Origin of the sequence: Dyella sp. GSA-30 (genome assembly GCF_027924605.1) — a bacterium.
GTDB lineage: Bacteria > Pseudomonadota > Gammaproteobacteria > Xanthomonadales > Rhodanobacteraceae > GSA-30.
The window spans coordinates 4,671,053-4,690,381 of record NZ_AP027042.1; the positions used below are offsets into that span (position 1 = coordinate 4,671,053).

At 59.7% G+C, this 19,329-nt stretch carries 21 protein-coding genes; 9 read left to right on the forward strand and 12 right to left on the reverse strand.

Going from position 1 to position 19,329, the window contains the following annotated elements:
• Positions 1–669: 669 nt before the first annotated feature.
• Positions 670–1,653, reverse strand: coding sequence for a LysR family transcriptional regulator (locus QMG46_RS19925; protein WP_281849621.1), 984 nt, complete (start codon positions 1,651–1,653; stop codon positions 670–672).
• 131 nt (positions 1,654–1,784) lie between these two features.
• On the opposite strand from QMG46_RS19925, the gene QMG46_RS19930 reads away from it, so the two are divergent.
• The 3 genes from QMG46_RS19930 to QMG46_RS19940 all read left to right on the forward strand — a co-directional run bounded on the left by QMG46_RS19930 (position 1,785) and on the right by QMG46_RS19940 (position 5,236).
• Positions 1,785–2,531, forward strand: a complete 747-nt coding sequence (locus QMG46_RS19930; RefSeq protein WP_281849622.1) for an SDR family oxidoreductase — start codon at positions 1,785–1,787, stop codon at positions 2,529–2,531.
• 142 nt (positions 2,532–2,673) lie between these two features.
• Positions 2,674–4,200 (forward strand): glycosyltransferase family 39 protein, encoded by a 1,527-nt coding sequence (locus QMG46_RS19935; RefSeq protein WP_281849623.1) that lies wholly within the window; start codon positions 2,674–2,676, stop codon positions 4,198–4,200.
• Positions 4,201–4,351: 151 nt separating this feature from the next.
• Positions 4,352–5,236 (forward strand): LysR family transcriptional regulator, encoded by an 885-nt coding sequence (locus QMG46_RS19940; protein ID WP_281849624.1) that lies wholly within the window; start codon positions 4,352–4,354, stop codon positions 5,234–5,236.
• A gap of 93 nt (positions 5,237–5,329) precedes the next feature.
• Here QMG46_RS19940 and QMG46_RS19945 read toward each other — a convergent pair whose 3' ends face one another.
• A complete protein-coding gene (locus QMG46_RS19945; protein WP_281849625.1) occupies positions 5,330–5,632 on the reverse strand; it encodes a putative quinol monooxygenase in 303 nt (100 codons plus the stop codon).
• Between the two features lie 244 nt (positions 5,633–5,876).
• On the opposite strand from QMG46_RS19945, the gene QMG46_RS19950 reads away from it, so the two are divergent.
• Positions 5,877–6,626, forward strand: coding sequence for an SDR family NAD(P)-dependent oxidoreductase (locus QMG46_RS19950; RefSeq protein WP_281849626.1), 750 nt, complete (start codon positions 5,877–5,879; stop codon positions 6,624–6,626).
• Positions 6,627–6,784: 158 nt separating this feature from the next.
• On the opposite strand, the gene QMG46_RS19955 is transcribed toward QMG46_RS19950, so the two are convergent.
• The 8 genes from QMG46_RS19955 to QMG46_RS19990 form a co-directional block, all read right to left on the reverse strand.
• Entirely contained in the window at positions 6,785–7,285 is a 501-nt protein-coding gene (locus tag QMG46_RS19955; RefSeq protein ID WP_281849627.1) for a DUF1801 domain-containing protein, read from the reverse strand.
• 191 nt (positions 7,286–7,476) lie between these two features.
• Positions 7,477–8,172: a glutathione S-transferase N-terminal domain-containing protein gene (locus tag QMG46_RS19960; RefSeq protein WP_281852935.1), complete on the reverse strand. Its 696-nt coding sequence runs from the start codon at positions 8,170–8,172 to the stop codon at positions 7,477–7,479.
• 134 nt (positions 8,173–8,306) lie between these two features.
• Positions 8,307–8,852, reverse strand: a complete 546-nt coding sequence (locus QMG46_RS19965) for a carboxymuconolactone decarboxylase family protein (RefSeq protein WP_281849628.1) — start codon at positions 8,850–8,852, stop codon at positions 8,307–8,309.
• 180 nt (positions 8,853–9,032) lie between these two features.
• Positions 9,033–9,668: a nitroreductase family protein gene (locus QMG46_RS19970; RefSeq protein WP_281849629.1), complete on the reverse strand. Its 636-nt coding sequence runs from the start codon at positions 9,666–9,668 to the stop codon at positions 9,033–9,035.
• Positions 9,669–9,802: 134 nt separating this feature from the next.
• Entirely contained in the window at positions 9,803–10,342 is a 540-nt protein-coding gene (locus tag QMG46_RS19975) for a carboxymuconolactone decarboxylase family protein (protein ID WP_281849630.1), read from the reverse strand.
• Positions 10,343–10,507: 165 nt separating this feature from the next.
• Positions 10,508–11,482, reverse strand: coding sequence for an AraC family transcriptional regulator (locus QMG46_RS19980; protein ID WP_281849631.1), 975 nt, complete (start codon positions 11,480–11,482; stop codon positions 10,508–10,510).
• A gap of 85 nt (positions 11,483–11,567) precedes the next feature.
• Positions 11,568–12,023, reverse strand: a complete 456-nt coding sequence (locus QMG46_RS19985) for a DUF3788 domain-containing protein (protein ID WP_281849632.1) — start codon at positions 12,021–12,023, stop codon at positions 11,568–11,570.
• 200 nt (positions 12,024–12,223) lie between these two features.
• Entirely contained in the window at positions 12,224–13,534 is a 1,311-nt protein-coding gene (locus tag QMG46_RS19990; RefSeq protein ID WP_281849633.1) for an aminotransferase-like domain-containing protein, read from the reverse strand.
• A gap of 265 nt (positions 13,535–13,799) precedes the next feature.
• Here QMG46_RS19990 and QMG46_RS19995 point away from each other — a divergent pair, with 265 nt between their 5' ends.
• The 4 genes from QMG46_RS19995 to QMG46_RS20010 all read left to right on the forward strand — a co-directional run bounded on the left by QMG46_RS19995 (position 13,800) and on the right by QMG46_RS20010 (position 16,535).
• A complete protein-coding gene (locus QMG46_RS19995) occupies positions 13,800–14,717 on the forward strand; it encodes an NADP-dependent oxidoreductase (protein ID WP_281849634.1) in 918 nt (305 codons plus the stop codon).
• A gap of 73 nt (positions 14,718–14,790) precedes the next feature.
• A complete protein-coding gene (locus QMG46_RS20000) occupies positions 14,791–15,408 on the forward strand; it encodes a nitroreductase family protein (protein WP_281849635.1) in 618 nt (205 codons plus the stop codon).
• A 2-nt stretch (positions 15,409–15,410) separates the two neighbouring features.
• Positions 15,411–16,070: an FMN-dependent NADH-azoreductase gene (locus QMG46_RS20005; RefSeq protein ID WP_281849636.1), complete on the forward strand. Its 660-nt coding sequence runs from the start codon at positions 15,411–15,413 to the stop codon at positions 16,068–16,070.
• A gap of 15 nt (positions 16,071–16,085) precedes the next feature.
• The gene (locus QMG46_RS20010) at positions 16,086–16,535 is read left to right on the forward strand and encodes a GNAT family N-acetyltransferase (RefSeq protein ID WP_281849637.1); all 450 of its coding nucleotides are present in this window, start codon (positions 16,086–16,088) and stop codon (positions 16,533–16,535) included.
• Positions 16,536–17,001: 466 nt separating this feature from the next.
• On the opposite strand, the gene QMG46_RS20015 is transcribed toward QMG46_RS20010, so the two are convergent.
• Together QMG46_RS20015 and QMG46_RS20020 are read right to left on the reverse strand one after the other, a co-directional pair.
• The gene (locus QMG46_RS20015; RefSeq protein ID WP_281849638.1) at positions 17,002–17,634 is read right to left on the reverse strand and encodes an NAD(P)H-binding protein; all 633 of its coding nucleotides are present in this window, start codon (positions 17,632–17,634) and stop codon (positions 17,002–17,004) included.
• 38 nt (positions 17,635–17,672) lie between these two features.
• The gene (locus QMG46_RS20020; RefSeq protein WP_281849639.1) at positions 17,673–18,503 is read right to left on the reverse strand and encodes an SDR family NAD(P)-dependent oxidoreductase; all 831 of its coding nucleotides are present in this window, start codon (positions 18,501–18,503) and stop codon (positions 17,673–17,675) included.
• Positions 18,504–18,629: 126 nt separating this feature from the next.
• On the opposite strand from QMG46_RS20020, the gene QMG46_RS20025 reads away from it, so the two are divergent.
• Positions 18,630–19,223, forward strand: a complete 594-nt coding sequence (locus QMG46_RS20025) for a TetR/AcrR family transcriptional regulator (RefSeq protein ID WP_281849640.1) — start codon at positions 18,630–18,632, stop codon at positions 19,221–19,223.
• Positions 19,224–19,329: the final 106 nt, after the last annotated feature.

Sequence of the window (19,329 nt, forward strand, 5' to 3'; positions counted from 1 at the left end):
TCACACGCAGATTGTCCTTATGCTACTTGGCGGCGGGCCGACGCACTCAAAGCGGCACGTAACTCTTTGTCTTACATTGGGAAACTGGCATGATCACGGTTGCGCGTAGCAGTATGCGCCCGCCCCTTCAGGCACCGCTGGTGGCTTGCGTCATGACTCTGAGCTCCGGTGTCTGGTACGCCCCCGATTCCGTAGCCATAAGCCCCCTGTCTGGCCCTTCAGCGCATCCTAGCTAATGTCCGCTTTGGGTTGCCAGCTGAGTTGCCTGATCGTCTATGCTCTTCCTCTCGATGCCCACTTTAGGTCCGTTTTGGGTCGAAAGCGAACAGTGTCATTCGTAGATTTTTCCCAGGAACAGAAACTTGGCAAGGTCTCGCCATGTCGGTGCATCTGATTGCCGCTCCGGCCAGTTCGGACTCTGCGCATAGGCCAGCGCACCATCCAAGAATGTGGCAATAGTTCCGTTCTGCCATCCCTTTGCCCCTGTCCAGCGATAGCGCTGAGGATCACTCGCCTCCGCCATCCGTCTCACGGCGGTCTTCGATCAAGGCGCTCACAAACGCGAGAAACGTCTCTCTACTATCGACCTTGTTCAGCAATTCTTCTGGTGACCGTCCGTTCAACACACTCCCCCTGTTGTCTTGTCCAGATGTCCGCCTTACCGATCAACTAGCGCCGCCTCGACCCGCGGCGCGTCTTCCGACACCCCTTGGCTTGCGCCATGGCCAGCTCGCGGGCATCGAGCACATATTCTGACGATTGCCCCAACCGTTCCACAGCGAGGTCGATGAACGAGCGGACGCGTGACGGCTGTGCCGCCCGGCTTCCGTAGTAAACATACATGCCCATGTGGTCAGCGATGTGCTCCGTCAGCAATGGCACAAGCTGCCCCGAACGGATCAACGGCGCAACCGACAGACTCGACAACAGGCCGATCACATGGCCGGACAGCACGGCATCGATCTCCAGGCCGGCGTCGTTCGTCGATAGTGAGGGCGGGAGATCGACGGAAAGCACTTCGCCATCCTTCTTCAGGAGCCAAGGCAACACGCGCCCCGTCGCCGAATGCCGCAGCACGCTGCAACGATGCGAGGTCAACTGCTCGATCGAATCTGGCGCACCATAGGTCGCGATATACGCAGGTGCCGCGCAAACGATCAGCTGCATGCTGGAGAGGCGACGAGCCGCGACGCCATCCTCCGGCGCCGACCCAATGCGAAAACCGATGTCGGCGCGATCGTGCACCCACTCGCCGATGCGGTCGTCGAGTTTAAGGTGCGGCTCGATCTTCGGATGGAGACGGCAGAACTCGTCGACCAGCGGCCAGAGCAATCGCCCAAAGGCGTACCGCGGAGCGACGATGCGCAACGGCCCAGCGATCTCGTCCTTGGCCGTGCGAACACCATCGATGGCACGCTCCAACGCCGCCAGCGCGGGTTGGGCGCCCTCCAGAAACTGCTGCCCCTCAAAGGTCAGCGCGATGCTGCGCGTCGTCCGATGCAACAGCCGCACACCCAGTCGTTGCTCCAGCATCGCCAGCGCCTTGCTCGCCGCTTGGGCGCTCACGCCCTGAACCGCCGCCGCGCGCCGGATACTGCCCAACTCGACCGCCTTGGTGAACAGGTCAATCGCGCGAATGTCATGGATGGGCATCGGCCGCTCCTCGTTGAGAGTCTGCAAGCATCAGTATCAATCCAAGGTTGCTACTGAATCAACTTCAGAGCCGCTACCGGGTTGATAAATCGCCACCTAAAGTGGGCGCCAGTCCATCACAGGAAAGCGTTATGAGCGACAACATCAACGGCAAGGTCATCGTCATCACCGGTGCGAGCAGCGGACTCGGTTTGGCGGCCGCGCGCCTGCTGGGCGCACAGGGTGCGCGTGTCGTATTGGGCGCGCGGCGTATCGATCGCCTGCAGCTACTGGCCGATGAATTGAACGGCTCGGGGCAGCGTGCACTGGCCGTCGCAACCAACGTCACTGTGCGCAACGACGTGAAGCGGCTTGTCGACGCTGCCGTAGAGACCTTCGGACGCGTTGACGTCATGGTCAACAACGCAGGGATCATGCCCCAGTCGCCGTTGGAGCGACTGCGGATCGACGAGTGGGATCAGACGATCGACGTCAATCTGAAGGGCGTGTTGTATGGCATCGCGGCAGCGCTGCCCCACATGCAACGCCAGATGTCTGGGCAAATCGTGAACGTATCGTCTACCGCCGGCCACAAGATCATGCTCAATGGCGCCGTCTACAGCGCAACCAAGCACGCGGTACGGGCGTTGTCCGAAGGACTGCGACAGGAGGTCAAGCACTGGAATATTCGCACCACAGTTATTTCGCCGGGCGCTGTCGACAGCGAGCTTCCTGGCAGCTCCTCGGAAGCGGATATGAAAGCGCGCCTGGACGATTTCTATCAGTCCGTTGCCATCCCCGCCGATTCGTTTGCTCGTGCCCTGGCCTTTGCCATTGCCCAGCCCGAAGACATGGACGTCAACGAGATCGTGTTCCGCCCTACCCGCCAGGTTCCTTAAGGCAACTCTCAGCTCGAAGTACCGCCCGCCCTGATCAGCCCACCTTTCGTCCCCGAAACAAGCCAATCCGTCCCAATGCATCTAGCCCGACAGTGGCTGACCGGGGAGTATGGGGAGTCAACGACTCCAGGGGAACCCGAACGTGCACAGCCACGACCTGCCACAACCGCCGGCGACCACTCCTCTGCAGCACGGGAGTACGGCACCAGTGCTCGTCATTGCCGTGCTGTTTGGCGTGGCCCACATGTTGACCAACGGGCAATACGGCTTTCACCGGGATGAGCTGCAATTCCTGAGCGATGCCCAGCATCTGGATTGGGGCTTCGTACCCTACCCGCCGCTGACAGCAGCGTTGGAGCATGTGGGGTTGGAGATCTTTGGCCTGTCGCTGGTGTGGCTGAGGCTGTTCTCGGTGCTGGCCCAAGCCGTGGTGATTCTGGCCAGCGGCCTTATGGCGCGCGACCTGGGTGGCGGTCGTCTGGCCCAGATCTTCGCGGCGATCGCCGTTGGGCTGTCGCCAGCCCCCATGGGCAATGCCACCATGTTCCAGTACTCCTCGTTCGACATGTTGTGGTGGGTGCTTATCGCCTGGAGTGCGATCCGCCTGCTGCGCGACGACGACCCGCGCTGGTGGGTAGCGATCGGCCTGTTTGCCGGGCTTGGACTGCAGACCAAGTACTCGATAGCGTTCGAGCTGCTGGGCGTGTTGGTGGGCGTGCTTCTGACCGATGCACGGCGATACCTCATGAACCGTTGGTTCTGGGCCGGCGGCGCTGTCGCGCTACTCGTGTTTGCTCCGAACCTCGTCTGGCTCGTGAGGCACGACTTCATTTCCTATCGGTTCCTGCAGGGTATCCACGCCCGCGACGTCAATGAAGGACGTGCGGATGGTTTTCTGCGCGATCAGTTCCTTATCAACGCCAACCTGTTTGCGGCACCGGTCTGGATCGCAGGCCTGGTGGGTTATTTGCGAGCACGACGTTACCGGATGCTTGCCTGGATGTACGTCGTCCCGCTGCTGTTGTTCATGCTTTTACGGGGTCGCTTTTACTACGTCAGCGCGGCGTACCCCATGCTGCTGGCGATGGGTTCAGTGATCACAGAGCGATGGCTGAGCACCTTGCGTCCTGCATGGCGGGCCGGGACAGCGACCTTGCTGTTCAGTAGCGTTGTCGCTATCGGCATCTACGCTGCGTTGATCATCATGCCGATCACATCAAGCGGTCCGCTGCGGGACTTCGCGTTGAAGAGAAACAACGACCTGCGCGAGAAGGTCGGTTGGAACGAGCTCGTCACGCAGGTTGCCGCCATTCGCGATGCCCTTCCTGCCGAACAGCAAGCCGATCTGGGCATCGTGGTAGGTAATTACGGCGAGCAAGGGGCTATCGCCCTGCTCGGGAAAGCCTATGGCCTGCCATCGCCGATCACAGCGGTGAATTCCGGTTGGCTGCGTGGCTATCCACAAACACCGCCACACACCGTGATCGTGCTGGGAAGTTCACGCGAACGCGCCGATGAACTCTTCACCGATTGCCGTCTGGCCGGGCACTCGGGTAATGCGTGGGGCGTCGTCAATGAAGAAAGCCGGGATCATCCCGACATCTTTGTTTGTGGCCCCATGCGCAAACCGTGGAGCGAACTATGGAGCCATGGGCCCGAGTTTGGGTAGCACGTGAGCCAGTGGCCCGTCCGGCAAGAAAACGAAAAGGTCAGAGCAAACTCTTTATAGGATCACGGGCCGGCGGCCCAGGAAAATCAGCTTGTCCACGTACTGAGCGAACCGCTTGCCGCCGTCGCCCGGTCTAAGACACACTTCGCCAATGAACGACAAGCTACAGGCGCTCCGACTTTTCGTGCGCGTTGCCCGCACCGGAAGCTTTTCCGCGGCGGCGCGGGAGCTTGATGTTTCACAACCGTCAGTATCGCGGATCATCGCGGCGTTGGAAGAAGATGTCGGCGCGGCCTTAGTCACCCGCACGACGCGCGCAGTCACGCTGACCGACGCCGGCAGCGACTATCTGACCCGTGTCGAAGCGATCCTGTCGTCGCTCGAGGAAGCCGATCACTCTGCGCGTGGATCGCAGGAGCTACGCGGGTCATTGCGCGTTGCCATGCCTGCAAGCTTTGGTGTGCGCGAAATCATTCCCTTGATGCCGGGCTTTCTTACGCGCCACCCTTCGCTAAACGTCAGCTTGTTGATGAGCGATCAACGGCAAGACACCATCAAGGAAGGTGCCGATGTCGCACTCCGACTCGGTGACCTGGACGATTCAAGCGCCACCGCTCGCATCATCGGTCGGACGCCGCGATTGATTGCGGCGTCGCCGAGTTATCTGGAAACGCATGGTGCGCCCGAAGTACCCGCCGATCTGGCCGACCACGCGGCTATCGTCGGGCCTGCAGGGACCAGCTCCGGAACATGGTCCTTCCAGAAGGGTGGCCAAAGCGTGTCGGCCCGCATCAATCCTCGGCTGACCGTGTCCTATAACGAAGCCGCGGTAGCCGCCGCCGTCGCGGGGATCGGCGTTGTAAATACATCGCTATGGGGCTGCCGCGCCGAACTCGCCAGCGGCGCGTTGATTCAGCTTTTTCCCGACTGGAAGATGGGCGAGGTTGAAGCCCACGGCATGTTCACGCCAGGCCGACGACCAAAGCCCTCGGCACGCGCGCTCGTCGAGTATCTGATCGCGGAGCTTCGCCGCTAAGCTTCGAGCTTTGCATCACGCACTCGTAGCGTTTCGATCGACGCATGCCGCGAATGCACCCTAGCTGTTCGCATCAATGCGGCGCGCCGTCCGCTAGCCGGGCAGTTTGGCCGCAAGCAGATCGATCTGCTCGATGCTCGGTGGTGCGCTGAGCAAGTCAGCCGCGTTAGCCATCAACGCAGCCGCGATCGGGCCTCGCAGATGGGCCTGGCGACCTTCTTCGTCAGCGAAGGCGTCAAAAACGCCGAACGTCGAAGGGCCAAACTGCAACGCAAACCAGACGACGGTGCCCAGCTCTGCATTGGCAAGCGGCAGTGCGCTGGCCAGGAAGGCGGCGACGGCGGCCTCTCGGCCGGGCTTGGCTTCGAGACGGACAAACAACGCATATTTGGTCATGTAGTGCTTCTCTTGAAATGAAGGTCACGGTTCTGCGAATCCGTGGGGATAGGGCCTGCTCGGATGTGGACGATTCATCCATTTCATCGACGGCCCTGTTTGACATGTTCGCCCAGTTTGAGCGCAGGAAGGCATTCATCTGACGAATAAGTCTTAGTCGTCGGCGCGCCTACTCACGCCCCCATCGATCGACGACAGTTCATCCAGACGCCAATGAGGCGCCATCAAACCGGGATACAAATCCATGACTTCACTTACTGGCAAGGTCGCCATTGTTACAGGCGCATCGAAGGGTATCGGTGCCGGAATCGCCAAGTTGTTCGCCAAGTCCGGCGCATCGGTCGTTGTGAACTACTCGACCAGCAAAGACGCCGCGAACGCGTTGGTCGCCGAGATCAAGAATTCCGGCGGCAAGGCCGTGGCCATCCATGCCGACTTCTCCAAGACCACCGATATCCAGCGATTGTTCGAAGAGTCGAAGCGCGCCTTCGGCACGCTGGACATCCTGGTAAACAATGCGGGTGTTTTCGCCTTCAGCCCCTTGCAGGACGCGACGGAGCAGGAATTCCATCGTGAGTTCAACACCAACGTGCTCGGCCTCATCACTGCGACACAAGAGGCGGCGAAGTACTTCGGCCCGAACGGCGGCAGCATCATCAACATCAGTTCCATCGCCAGCGTCGGCTTCATGCCCAACTCGGTCATCTATGCTGCGTCCAAGAGCGCCGTCGACTCTGTTACGCGCGTGACTTCGGTAGAGCTCGCGCCGAAGAAGATTCGCGTCAACAGCATCGCACCGGGGGCCACCATCACCGAAGGCATCGCAGCTCTGGGTTGGCCACAGGAAGCCGTCGAAGCTGTCGTCGCCACCATCCCGTTCGGTCGCCCAGGCATGCCGGAAGATATCGCGCGCGTCGCTCTGTTTCTGGCCTCTGACGACTCCGCTTGGGTGACCGGCGAACGGATCACAGCGTCTGGCGGCCAGCGCGCCTGATCCGCGTTCTGTCCCGGCGGTTGCAACAGGTAACGCGCGAGGCAGCGGTAGGTCCGGCAGGAAAACAAACGGGTCAGAGCGAATTTTCAGGGGTCGACCGGAGGTCGGCCTGGAAAATCAATCCGACCCGTCTATTTCGACCCGTCTATTTTCAACGACTAACGCCTCTTTCCGACGCCAGGCACCGCGGTGGCTTGCTTCATCCAGGCGACGATCTGGCGCTCGTCGAGATCACTCAATGATTTGGGCTCGACGCCCCTCGTAGCCTTGCCCATGCCGATGGGAGTTACGGGCGGCACGGGCACGAGCATCGTGCCGTTCACGAACATCAGCTTGACGTGGCCAGCGAAGGCGCCACAACAGAAGCACCAGCCATCGCCAACGCCGTACCACGATATGCCCCATTTGACAGAGCGCTTAAGCCCCTGCAACGTCTTGGCCGCCAACGCATCCACTCGTTCGGCGATCTCACGCTGGGGTTGCGGCAGGCTGGCGATGTATGCGAATACCGGCTTGTCGCCGTCCGCGGCTTTTGCGGGACTGGCCCGGCCGGTCATCGCTTCAGGCAATGGCGTGGCGCTTTTATTTTTTGCGGCGGCTCGTTTGGCCGGATGGCGTACGACGGCCTTGCGATCCTTGTCAGTCTCGGAAGTCGGCATCATCGTCTCCTCGTGGTAACTATGCCGTGCCCGTTCTGGGTCGAAAGCGGACCTTCGAAGCTTGGCTATACAGAAGCCAAACTGCAATCGCAAAAACAAACGGATCAGAGCAAATTCTCAGAGGTCTACGGGCCGTCGGCCCTGCAAAATCAATCCGACTCGCTTATTCAACCCGCTTAATTCAGTGATTACTAGGCCGCCGTCACCAGCAGCCCGCGTTGTACTCCCGGGCGCGCGAGCCCGCGATCGAGCCACGCCTGCACATGATGAAAACGGTCGAAACCGACAAGTTCACGCGCTTCGTAAAAACCGATCAGATTGCGCACCCAGCCGATCAATGAAATATCGGCAATGCTGTACTCCGCCCCCATCACCCAATCCCGGCCGGCGAGGCGTTCATCGAGAACACCGAGCAATCGTGCCGATTCGGTGGCGTAGCGTTCCAGCGGTCGCTTGTCTTCATAGGCTTTGCCGGCAAATTTGTTGAAGAAACCGACCTGGCCGAACATGGGCCCGACGCCACCCATCTGCCACATCACCCACTGGATCGTTTCATACCGGGTGCTGAGATCGTTGGATAGGAACTGTCCCGTCTTGTCCGCCAGGTAGATCAGGATCGCCCCTGATTCAAACAACGCCAGAGGCCGACCGCCCGGGCCATCGGGATCGTAGATTGCCGGGATCTTGCCATTCGGGTTGAGTGCGATGAAGGCAGGGTCACGATTCTCGTTCGCCATGATATCGATGCGATGCGGCTCATAAGCCAAGCCCGTTTCTTCAAGCATGATGCCGATCTTCACGCCGTTAGGCGTCGGCAGCGAGAAAAGCTGAAGTCGCTCAGGATGCTGCGCCGGCCAGCGCGCAAAGATGGGATGGTTCACTGTCATTTTTCTTCTCCCGGGTTCGTCGGCTCGCACACAAAGCCCGGGCATGTTACCAAGAGTTCTTCCTGGTTACCGCCGGGCTTTGGCACTGCGACCGCGTCGATTACCACTCCAAGGTCGACGCGATCGCTCGGAGTTTAAATCGTCCCCGCCGGCGCAACTGCGGGAAAGTCTTTCTCCGGATCAAACACGTTATTGAAAAAATTGGTCAGCGTGTACATGGCCACCAGAGCGACGATCTCGATGATGTTCGCTTCCGTGTAACCGGCATCACGAACGGCTTTCAGATCGGCATCACTGACCTGGCCGCGGGTTTCGATGACCTTGCGCGCAAATTGGATAGCGGCGTCGCGCTTTGTATCACTTGCACGACCCTTTCGCGCAAGGATGATTTCATCGGCGGGGAGTTTCGCCATGTGCTCGGCCGTGAAGCTATGAACCGTGAGGCAGTAGTTGCAGCCGTTTACTTCGGACACAGCAAGGCCGATACTGTCGCGCGTTTTTACATCAAGCGACTTGCTCAGCGCCCCAAGCAGATTGGCCCATGCATTGAACGCAATCGGGCTCTGCGCAAAGGCCGCCATCATGTTTGGAGTGAAACCGATATTCTTGGTGAACGTCTCGAGTGTCGGCTTTGAAGCGTCTGGCACCTGGTCCAGGGTCAGGGGGATGGTTCTTGTCATCGTAGTATTCCTTAAGTGGCTTGTTTGACTGAAAGGGAAAAGTCCGCAATGGCCTATTCCCTTGATTTACTTCGCGGCCAAGTGTTGGAGCGAAGTGGTTCGGGCTTTCAGGTAGCACGTACCTTGGGGTTTCATCAGAATCGGAGGCTCGCTCGGCGAGATCACTTCGCCCTGGCGCGCTTATACGAAATCCAACACCTCGGCCACAGGTCGGCGCGGCTTCTGCGCCCAGTTGCCCTGGCGTTCCGGTCCGATCGACAACAGCATGACCGGCACTTCGTCTGCGGCCAGCCCGAATTCGCGGTGTACGGCGTCTGCATCGAATCCGATCATCGGCGTCGAACCCAGGCCCAGCGAACGGGCCGCATAGATCATGGCCGCTGCGCCGAAGGTGCCGGTACGCACAGCTTCATCCCGCTGGCGCTGCGGGTAGTCCATGTAAAGATCGCGCGCAGGCATTTCCCATTCCCGCACCATCGTCGCCGGCATCACACCCGCTGCGACCAATGGCGCCAGACGATCCGGTATGACACTGGAATCGGCTAACTGGCCGCAGACAATGAAGGTGACGGCCGCGTCGGTGATCGCCGGCTGATTCCAGGCGATCGGACTTAGTCGCGCCTTGGCTTCCGGGGTACGCACGGCGATAAAGCGCCAGTTCTGCAAGTGGAAGGATGTCGGCGCACTGGTGCCGATTCGCACCAGATCGCGGATCTGGTCGTCGCTCAACGTGGCGGTAGGATCGTAATACTTCGCAGCACTGCGGCTTAGAATGCATTCGATGACGGCGTTAGTCTTACTTGTTTCGATGCTCATGATTGCTCTCGGTATGGGAAGACGGATTCGTGCACCCGCGTGGCTCCGCTCCATGCATAGCCATCGCCATGCAAGGCCTGGGGAAATCGGGCGAAACCTGGATGCCTGACGCGATGCTCAAGCGGCAACGCGGTTCACTCCATAGGTGGAAAGTCGACGTCGGTGTCGTTGATGCGATTGAAGGTGTTGGTGAAAGTGATGAGACCGATGGCTAGCGAGATCTCTGCGAGCTGGGTATCGGTGTAGCCAACCGCACGAATGGCCGCGAACTCGCCTTGGCTGATCGAGCCGCTGCTGGTCTGCAGAACCGACACAAAACGCACCAGGGCATCACGCCTGGCGTCACCTGTAGGCGTTCCCGCGCGAATGGCTCGCAAGGCATCGACCGACAAGCCAGCCATCCTGCCCAGCAAGCTATGGGCGGCTACGCAGACATCGCAACCCGCTATGACGCTGACCAACAACTTGATGGTTTGAAGTTCCTGCTGACTCAGACTGCCCTGTGCCAAAGCGGCGTGCGCATCGAGAAACACCTCAAAAGAGGACGGAGCGACATAGCCAAGCGCTGCATATGTGTTCGGGACACGACCACCAGCGATCTTCTTGACGCGAGCGTAGACATCGGCTGTGGCACCGGTGGCGGACTCGATGGCGGGAATAGCGATACGGCTCATGTTGCGGCCCTTTCATCAGGTGGCTTTGATAGGTCGCTACGTTAGGCTTGGCCATTACCGTTTTCGAGACTGTCGCAGCTCAATAAAATGCGAGATAGGATCAGGCCAGATAAGATCAGGCTGAAAAGGATCACGACGACGAGGGCGCATCTGGCGTTGTCTTATTCAGACCGTCACGCCGAGTTGCTCGCTGCCGCGGGCGAGGCGACGCCACTGCCCTGGCGTCATCCCCATCTTGTCGGCGAATGCACGGCGGAAAGCCGCTACGGATCGGTAACCAACCGTGTCAGCCACGGCCTCGGTAGTCATCGCTGGTTTTTTTAGCTCGTTGGCCGCCATGCTCATCCGAATATCGGTCAGCAGCTCCATGGCCGAGCGACCGAGCTTGTCTTGAAAATGCCGCATGAAGGTCGCGCGTGACATGCTGCACAAATCAGCCAGATCAGGCAGGGTCCAGGCTCGAATCGGATCGGCGAACATGGCTGAAATGGCAGGCGCCAGACGTGGATGACCAGCAAGCGATAACAAGCCCGCTGGCACTTGCTCGGATTCGCTGGCCGCACGAAGTGCCAGCGTGAACAGCGCCAAGCTAAGCGAGTTGAAGATCACTTGCCCGCCGAGCTTGTCGCCCTCCGATTCCAGACGCATCAGTCCCACGAGACTGGCCAGATGGTTGGACGTAGACATGACGCCTGCTTCGTCATGGCTGTCCGTGGCTCGTACCGTCAGGGATCGGGGCAGATAGTTGCGGATCAACCGGTCGTGGGGTGGTTCGATGAAGAATCGCCCGCACAACATATCCAGGCTCTCGCCCTGCCCGTCATTTTCGCTCCGCGTCCATCCGCCGGAACTGCGATGTCTATGGGTGGGACGCGGCGCATGTCCGCTGCCATCGTGCAGCACGTGCGCCGCCCCATGAGGCAACAGCACGATCTCTCCACCCGCCAGTTCCCTGGTCGTTCCGGTCTCTGGATCCTCAATGATGGCCCGACCCTTGAGAACGACGTGGTAGGGAATCTCATGCATCGCAGACTGCGGCCAGACGACGCGCCAGGGTGCACCGTAGACGCAGTGAACCTCCAACTGACCAGTGAGGGTGATCATTCGCAAAAAATGACTCAGCCAGTCGACTTGGTGCACGATAAATAAACCTGCGTTGTCGCTTCAGGTAAAAAGTTTTCAGCCGCGGATGAAAAGCGAGCGAGACGCGACCAACACGTGATATTCAATGACGAGACGTTGGCGGGCGCTTCATGCTCAAAAGATCCGTCACATCATGCCGATCGGCTGCAGACGAGATCGCGAGCGTCAGCCATTTCCCGTCAGGGTATGCGGGAGCTTCGTCATAATGCTTGACCAACTGTGGGCGCCACGCATAACGCCGCTCCTCGAACTTTTCTCTCTCCGCGCCACCCAGAACCACGAGAACCGAGAGCCGCCGGTATTCCGGCAGGAGCGTACAGAACGCCCTGGTCTTCTTGTAGCGCAGAGACCAACCGCGTTTCTTGCCGCCATACAGCCAATCGGGCGAAAAAACGCCGGGGTAGAACGCCTCTATCCAGTTGCGCAACTCGGTCCAATGCGCGAACGCTTTCGGCCCAGTCCAGTGGCGGACGGCGCTGTCATCAGGCACGGTTGATTTGTCGGTGATCCTGTCGCCGATCTGCAGAGAGGGTTCCATGTCGATCTTCTTGCACCTGAACTTTAGCGCGTGAACTTCGAAGGCTTGGCGGACCGCAACTCGATTTCACGCAAAGATGTTTTGATCTCAGCGCAATGTCATTGCTGTCGACGACGAGTACGGCGGCAATATTCCACCGGCTCGGACGCAAAAAAAGAACCAAGAACGTCAATCTTCGATGTACCAGGATTTGCCAAACGCTATGCGGATGTACGGATCAGCTTATCGAGCTGTTCGCAGGCGGCTGGAATCTGGTCTTCGCTGACCGTGGCAACGCCAAGCAACAATCCCGACTCTGCATTTGTACCCGGAGCGAACCAGGCCGACAGCGGCGACGGTGCCATGCCGAGTTCAAGCGCCTTGCGGCATACCGCCGTGTCGGACACGCCACTAGGCAGATACATGACCACGGCCAGGCCGCCGATGTGCACGCGATATCCCATCCGTCCCAAGACGGTTCTCAGCATCTCGCCTCTCGCGGCGCAGATTCGCTTCAACCGGCCCAGATGCCTCATGTAATGCCCGTCCTGCATGAACTGCGCAGTCGCCCGTTGTACGGCCGGGCCTGGTGCCGATCCAAAGTACAGGGTTGCCTGGGCAAATTGAGCTACCAGGGCTGGCGGAGCCACGACGAAACCAAGCCTGAGTGCAGGGCTTATGGTCTTGCTGAAGGATCCGATATGGATCACCCGCCCAGTACGATCCAACGATGCCAATGCCGGGGCGGCCCGCCGCGTGAGCTGAAGCTCGCCGAGGTAGTCATCCTCGATAATCCATGCCCCGGTACGCGCGGCCCACGCGATCAACTCGTGTCGCCGGTTGAGCGATAACGTTCCACCCAGAGGCGCCTGCTGTCCCGCCGTCACCAGTGCGAGGGCTGCGTCGGGCGATAGCTCGATGCCACGACGAACATCCATCCCTTCGTTGTCTACCGGAATACCGACAGGGACGAGGCCGGCGAACTCGAGCGCCATGCGGCTCTGAAAGAAACCGGGGTCTTCAACCCAGGCTTGACGACCTTTCGCGTCGAGTACGCGCAAGGTCATGCCCAAGGCACCGGCGAAACCCGCGGTAATGAATATCTGGGATGGACTGCACTCGAGACCACGCGCGAGCGCAACATGCGCAGCAATGGCTCGCCGGAGAACCGCTTCCCCGCGCGGATCCGGATACACCGCAGGCGCATCCACTTCCATCCGCGCGGCCTGCATACGCAAGCGCGCCAGGACGCTCGCGGGAAGACCGGCCGAAGGCGGCACTCCCATCCGAAAGATGCCAGGGCCGCCGAGCAAGTGATCGTACAGCGCAGGCGGCGTGTCTGTTTCTTGCGAGGACATCGCCTGAGCGGCAACGGCGGGGTGTGGGGCCACCCGGGTGCCACCCGATCGTGAAGTGACGACGATCTGCTCGTCGATGAGGCGCTCATAAGCGGCCTTGACCGTACCCCTGGCCACGCCCAATTGCGCAGCCAGTGTTATCCACGACGGCAGTCTTGCGCCCGGGCCAAGCACGCCGCTCCTGATCGATGCAATGACACCCCGGCAGATCTGCTCTGCCAAAGTGGTTTTGGCGGACCGGTCGATCCTGATGTGCAGCGCGTATCCCATGCCTCATGGTACATCCGCCGATCATCTTTTTGGTTCTTCTCAATGTACCTGCAGTGACGCAGCATGCGCTCTCAACGTGACTGACCACCTCCGTTTTTAAGAGGTTTTTTTAACTGCGCTGGCATCCGCTGTGCTGACACCTGGGCCAGCCTGACGGGAGGCAATGTCTATGAAAGCAATCGTGGTAACCGATCAGGCTGCGGGAACGGCCGGAATGAAACTGGTGGAACGGCCGCAGCCACAGGCAGCGATAAACGATGTCATCGTGCAGGTGCACGCATCGGGATTTACCGCAGACGAGCTGACATGGCCCCCGACCTGGACCGATCGTCTCGACCGTGACCGGACACCGTCCATCCCTGGCCATGAGCTGGCCGGCGTGGTCACTGCGCTTGGTTACGGGACGACGGGGCTGTCGGTAGGACAGCGCGTGTTCGGCCTCACGGATTGGACTCGCGACGGAACGCTGGCGGAGTACATCGCCATCGAAGCACGCAATCTCGCCCCGTTGCCTGGGGATGTCGACTTTACGGTGGGCGCTGCGCTCGTGATGCCCGGGCTCACCGCATGGCAAGGGCTGTTCGAACACGGTCGCCTCGGTATGGGGCAGACCGTTCTTGTGCATGGCGCCGCCGGCGTGGTCGGCTCGATGGCTGTCCAGCTCGCTCGCGAAGCCGGCGCGTATGTCATCGGCACTGGGCGCGGCGCAAGTAGACAGGCAGCGCTCGAATTCGGTGCCCAGGAGTTCGTCGACCTCGATAACGACGCACTGGAAGATATCGGTCGCGTCGATCTGGTTTTCGATGTTCTCGGCGGCGACATCGCGAAGCGGTCCGTGAGCGTGATCCGAACCGGAGGAACGCTGGTGACTATCGCCGGCCCGATCGAAGCGCGCCCCGTCAATGGCCGGACGATCGACTTCGTTGTCGAGTCCGATCGCGCCCAACTGAGTCAGCTGGCACAGCGCGTACGTGACGGACGACTGCGCATGAATATCGGCAACGTCGCGACGCTCGACGACGCAGTCGCCGCCTTCAACCTGGCCGAGCGCCCCAAGGGCAAGACGATCATCCGTATTCGTCCATGAAAGCTTGAGAGTGCGGGTAAAGCTGCCCCCTCCGCCGATTCCATAACCTGCTTTTTCACACATAGGCACCACCATGACCAACGCCGTCATCGAATGCATCCTGAGCCGCAGTGCTGCGAAGTATTACGATCCTACCGCCGCGTTGAGCGACGACCAGATCCGTGATCTGGTGCGAATCGGCACCAGTGCGCCGACATCCTTCCACTTGCAGAACTGGCGCTTTATCGCCGTGCGTACCCCGGAAGCCAAGGCGCGACTGAGTCCGATCGCCTGGAACCAGCCGGCGATCACCGACGCGGCTGTCACCTTCATTGTCTGCGGTCAGTTAGCCGATTCCAGTGTCATACCGGATCGCCTGGCGCCGTTGGTGGCAGCGGGTGTGATGCCGGAAAAGATGGTGCCGGAATGGGAAATACCCGCGCGTGATCTATACATGGCCTACCCGCAGCGCCAGCGGGACGAAGCCGTACGTACCGGCACCTTCGGCGCAGCGGCCATGATCTATGCGGCCCGCTCGCTGGGTCTGGGTTCGACGCCGATGATCGGATTCGATGCCGAAGCGGTGCACCAGCAGTTTGGGCTGAGCAGCGACGAAGTGCCGATCATGTTGTTGTCCATTGGGCCGGAACGCCCAGGGAATTGGGCGCAGAAGCCGCGCCGACCGGTGGACGATGTTCTGGACTTTATTTGAGCATGAATATCCTCCACATTGACTGCAGTCCACGTCCGGAATCGCACAGTCGCCAGCTTTCAGCGGCGATTGTCGGAAAGATTCTTGAGGCTGCACCCGGCGCGAATATCACGCGGCGAGACTTTGCCTCAGCTCCGCTGCCGCACGCTTCGCCCGACTACGCGACGACCTTGTCGTCGCCAGCTACCTTGGCGTCCCCGTTGAAGGGCGCGCTGGAGCTTTCCGAGATGCTTATCCAGGAAGTCGAGGCGGCCGATGTGATTGTCATTGGAACGCCCATGAACAACCTCACCGTTCCGTCGGTCCTCAAGGCGTGGATCGACCAGATCCTTCGCGCCGGTCGCACATTCATGTCGACGCCCGCCGGGAAGGTAGGAATGCTCAAGGATCGCCCCGTGTTTGTCGGCATCGCTTCCGGCGGTGTGTTTAGCGGTGATCGGGCTAATCAGCCCGATTTTCTCACGCCCTACCTGGCAGTCGTACTCGCAAGCATCGGGCTGAAGACCCTGCAATTTCTTTCCGTGCAGGCCACTGCATTTCTCGACACGGACCAGGCGGTCCTGGCAAGGGACAAAGCACTCGCGACGATGAACTTCAGCGGCGTGGGATATGCCTCCATGATCCGCGAAACGCACGAGCGAGTTGAAGAGCATCTGCCCTAACTTCAGGAGCGTGCCATGAGACCCATCAAGATCAAAGCCATCGATGTCTGCGACTTTGATATTTGGCTTCCGCTTTGGAAAGGGTATCAGCGATTTTATGACGTCGACATCCAGGAGTCCGTGACTCACCAGACCTGGGCGCGGTTCCTGGACCCGATGGAACCGATGCATGCAGCGCTCGCCATGGTGAATGACCGAGCATCAGGACTTGTGCATTCGATCTACCATCGATCGACGTGGACCGCGGGTGACGACTGCTATCTTCAGGACCTGTTTGTGGCTGAGGATGCGCGGGGCGACGGCATTGGTCGCGCACTGATCGAACATGTCTATGAAGATGCCAAGCGTCGTGGAGCGCCCCGTGTGTACTGGCAGACGCACGAATCCAACCACAACGCCATGCAACTGTATGACCGCATGGCTGATCGCTCACCTTTTATCCAGTATCGAAAACTACTTGCCTGACGCGCTGGGATAGATCTTTTTTCACTACCCGAGCGGCGCATCGCCACGTGAATTCATTGAAATTGAACATGGGCAAGAGGAACGATGGCATGCAGCGATCGTCACAGCCAGTCAACAGCTTATTCGAGCGACGACCGCCCGACCTCGCCTCGATCCACATATGGCGACTGGCTTTGTCCATCGAAAACGACACCGCTTGTATCGAAGCGTGGTATCGGTCCGTGCCTATTCGAGAACTCGGAGGCTTAACCGCACAGCAGTTGGTTTCGCAAGGTAATTCCACGTTGGTGATCGGCTTTCTTAGGTCAATCAGGAGTGGCGAACGCGACTGAAATCTCAGTTGAAATCCATAGGGGCAGAGCGAATTTTTAGAGAAACCACCGATCCGCATTCCGACGGCGCATTGAGGCCGCGGTGAGGCAAGCGAACTCCTCGCTCAATGCGTAGCCACGACATCTCGCACTTTTCAGCTCATTTCTTCGGCATGGATCCAGTGACACCCAGTCTTTGCCGCGATGGCCGCATTGAGCAACGAACCCGCGATGACCTGGGCCGGATTGACGCGAAACTTCTTTGGAAGAATCGGAGCCAAAACTCCGGCCAAAGCGAGCGCAGCACTCTCGAGGCGTCGTGTCTCCTTGCGTTCTCCGCCAATAAGGCTGGGCCTGCAGATTGTCAGAGACCGGAAGCCGATTTTCTGGATGTCCCGTTCCACCTCTCCTTTGGTCCGGTAATAGAAGCTCCTTGAACCGAACGACGCACCCATGGCGGTCACCATGGCGTATGTTTCCACGCCCTCCGCGTATGCTGCCTTGCCGAAGGCAATGGGCAGATCGTGGTCGACATATCGAAACGCTTGCTTCGACCCTGCTTTCGCCTGAGTTGTCCCCAAGGCACAGATGACGGCGTCGGGCGGATGGGACATCAATGCCGGCAACAGCGTCTCCAACCGTGACGCGATGGGGTTTACCAGTTTGTCGTTCGGTTCAAGCGGCTGCCGAGTCGGCGCCACGACCTCGGAAAAGGTGCTGCCTGACAATGCCAGAGTCAGTACATGACTCCCCACGAGACCTGTAGCGCCCAGCAGCAGAAGCTTCATCTGAAAAATCTCCATGGGATCGTTTCGGACATGTCGACTTACGCGTGCTGGCGTCCCTGGGCCGCATTGGATACGGCTTCCCATTTTTCCCAGTTGCTCAGGCGCGACTGGTAGACCGCCTTGAATTTCGCGATCGTGGTCGAGCCGAGTGCCAGGCGAAGCGGTGGCTCATCGGCATCCACGGCTTTGAAGATCGCCGCGGCAGTAGCCGCCGGATCGCCGAAGTCTTCGGGCTTGAATGACGAACGAATCGCCTGACGTATCGCGTTGTAAGCATCGATGGGCGGTGGCGATTGCACCGCTGCGCGAAATCCGGTGGTGAAATGACCCGGCTCGATGATGGTGACTTTGATGCCGAATGCGGCCACTTCAGCAGCGAGCGCTTCGGACATTGCCTCGACCGCGAATTTGGTAGCGGTGTACGTGCCGCCGGTTGGAAAACCGATGATGCCACCAATGCTCGATACGGTCAGAATATGGCCGCTGCCCTGCGCCCGCAGGATCGGCAGCGCCGCCTGGAGCACCGAAAGTGTGCCAAAGACATTGGTATCGAAGCTGGCCTTGATCTGCTCCGGCTGCAATTCTTCGATCGCGCCCATATAGCCATAGCCGGCGTTGCTCAGGACGACATCGAGGCGGCCGAAGTGCCGTTGTGCCTGTCCGATGCTCTGGAACACCGCATCGCGGTCAGTCACGTCCAACGGAAGCACCAGGACGGCATCCCCATAAGTCCCTGCAACTTCATCCAGCGCTCGCGGGTTTCGCGCGGTAGCGACCACCCTGTCCCCGCGTTTCAACGCAGCCTCGGTCCAGACCCGACCGAAACCCTGCGATGCCCCCGTAATGAACCAGACCTTCGATGTTGCCATGGAGCTCTCCAATGGATTGCACTGAGTGCACAGTATTGCACTTAGTGCATTTATTGCACCCAGTGCAATTCATGTCAAGAGCAAGATAAACTGGGGACGAAACTCACCATCGCCGAAGTCACGACTATGCCCAGCCTGGAAAAGGCCCCCAACGACCTGCGTGAACGCAAACGACAGTTGATGCTCGATCGGATCGCCGACACCGGCCTGAAGCTTTTTGCCGAAAACGGTTATGAGGCAACGACGCTCGACGCGATCGCGGCGGCATCGGGTATCTCGCGGCGCACCTTCTTCTCCTATCTGAAGTCGAAGGAGGATGTGCTCATGGCGCACGAGAGCGGCAAGTTCCCGATCGCTTTGCGACCCACATTCCTGAAGCAGTCGCCCAAGCTGTCGCCTATGAATGCCGCGCGAAAAACGTTCCTGTCGCTTGCCTCGGCATACGAGACCAAGGAGTCCATCGTAGCGGACCGCATCCTGCGTTCCATCGAAACGCTTCGGCTGCGTAAAGAGGCACTGCTGGTGCAAATGGAAGAGTTGCTGGCAGATGCCATGTACGAGAAGTGGCCCGACCCGACTCGGCGTCCCACGCTGCGCCTTGCCGCGATGATCGCCATCGGCGCGCTAAGGATCGCCAAAGACAACTGGCGACAGGATGAAGCCGCACATCCATTGACTTACCACATCGACAAGGCTTTCGACCTTCTCGATCAAGTGTGATCTCAAGCTGATCGACAATGCCGGCCTCTTGAGCGTATGGCTTCCATTTCTGTTTGGAACATATCCGCCCTGGGTCGAAAGCGGACAACCACACGTACAGACGTTG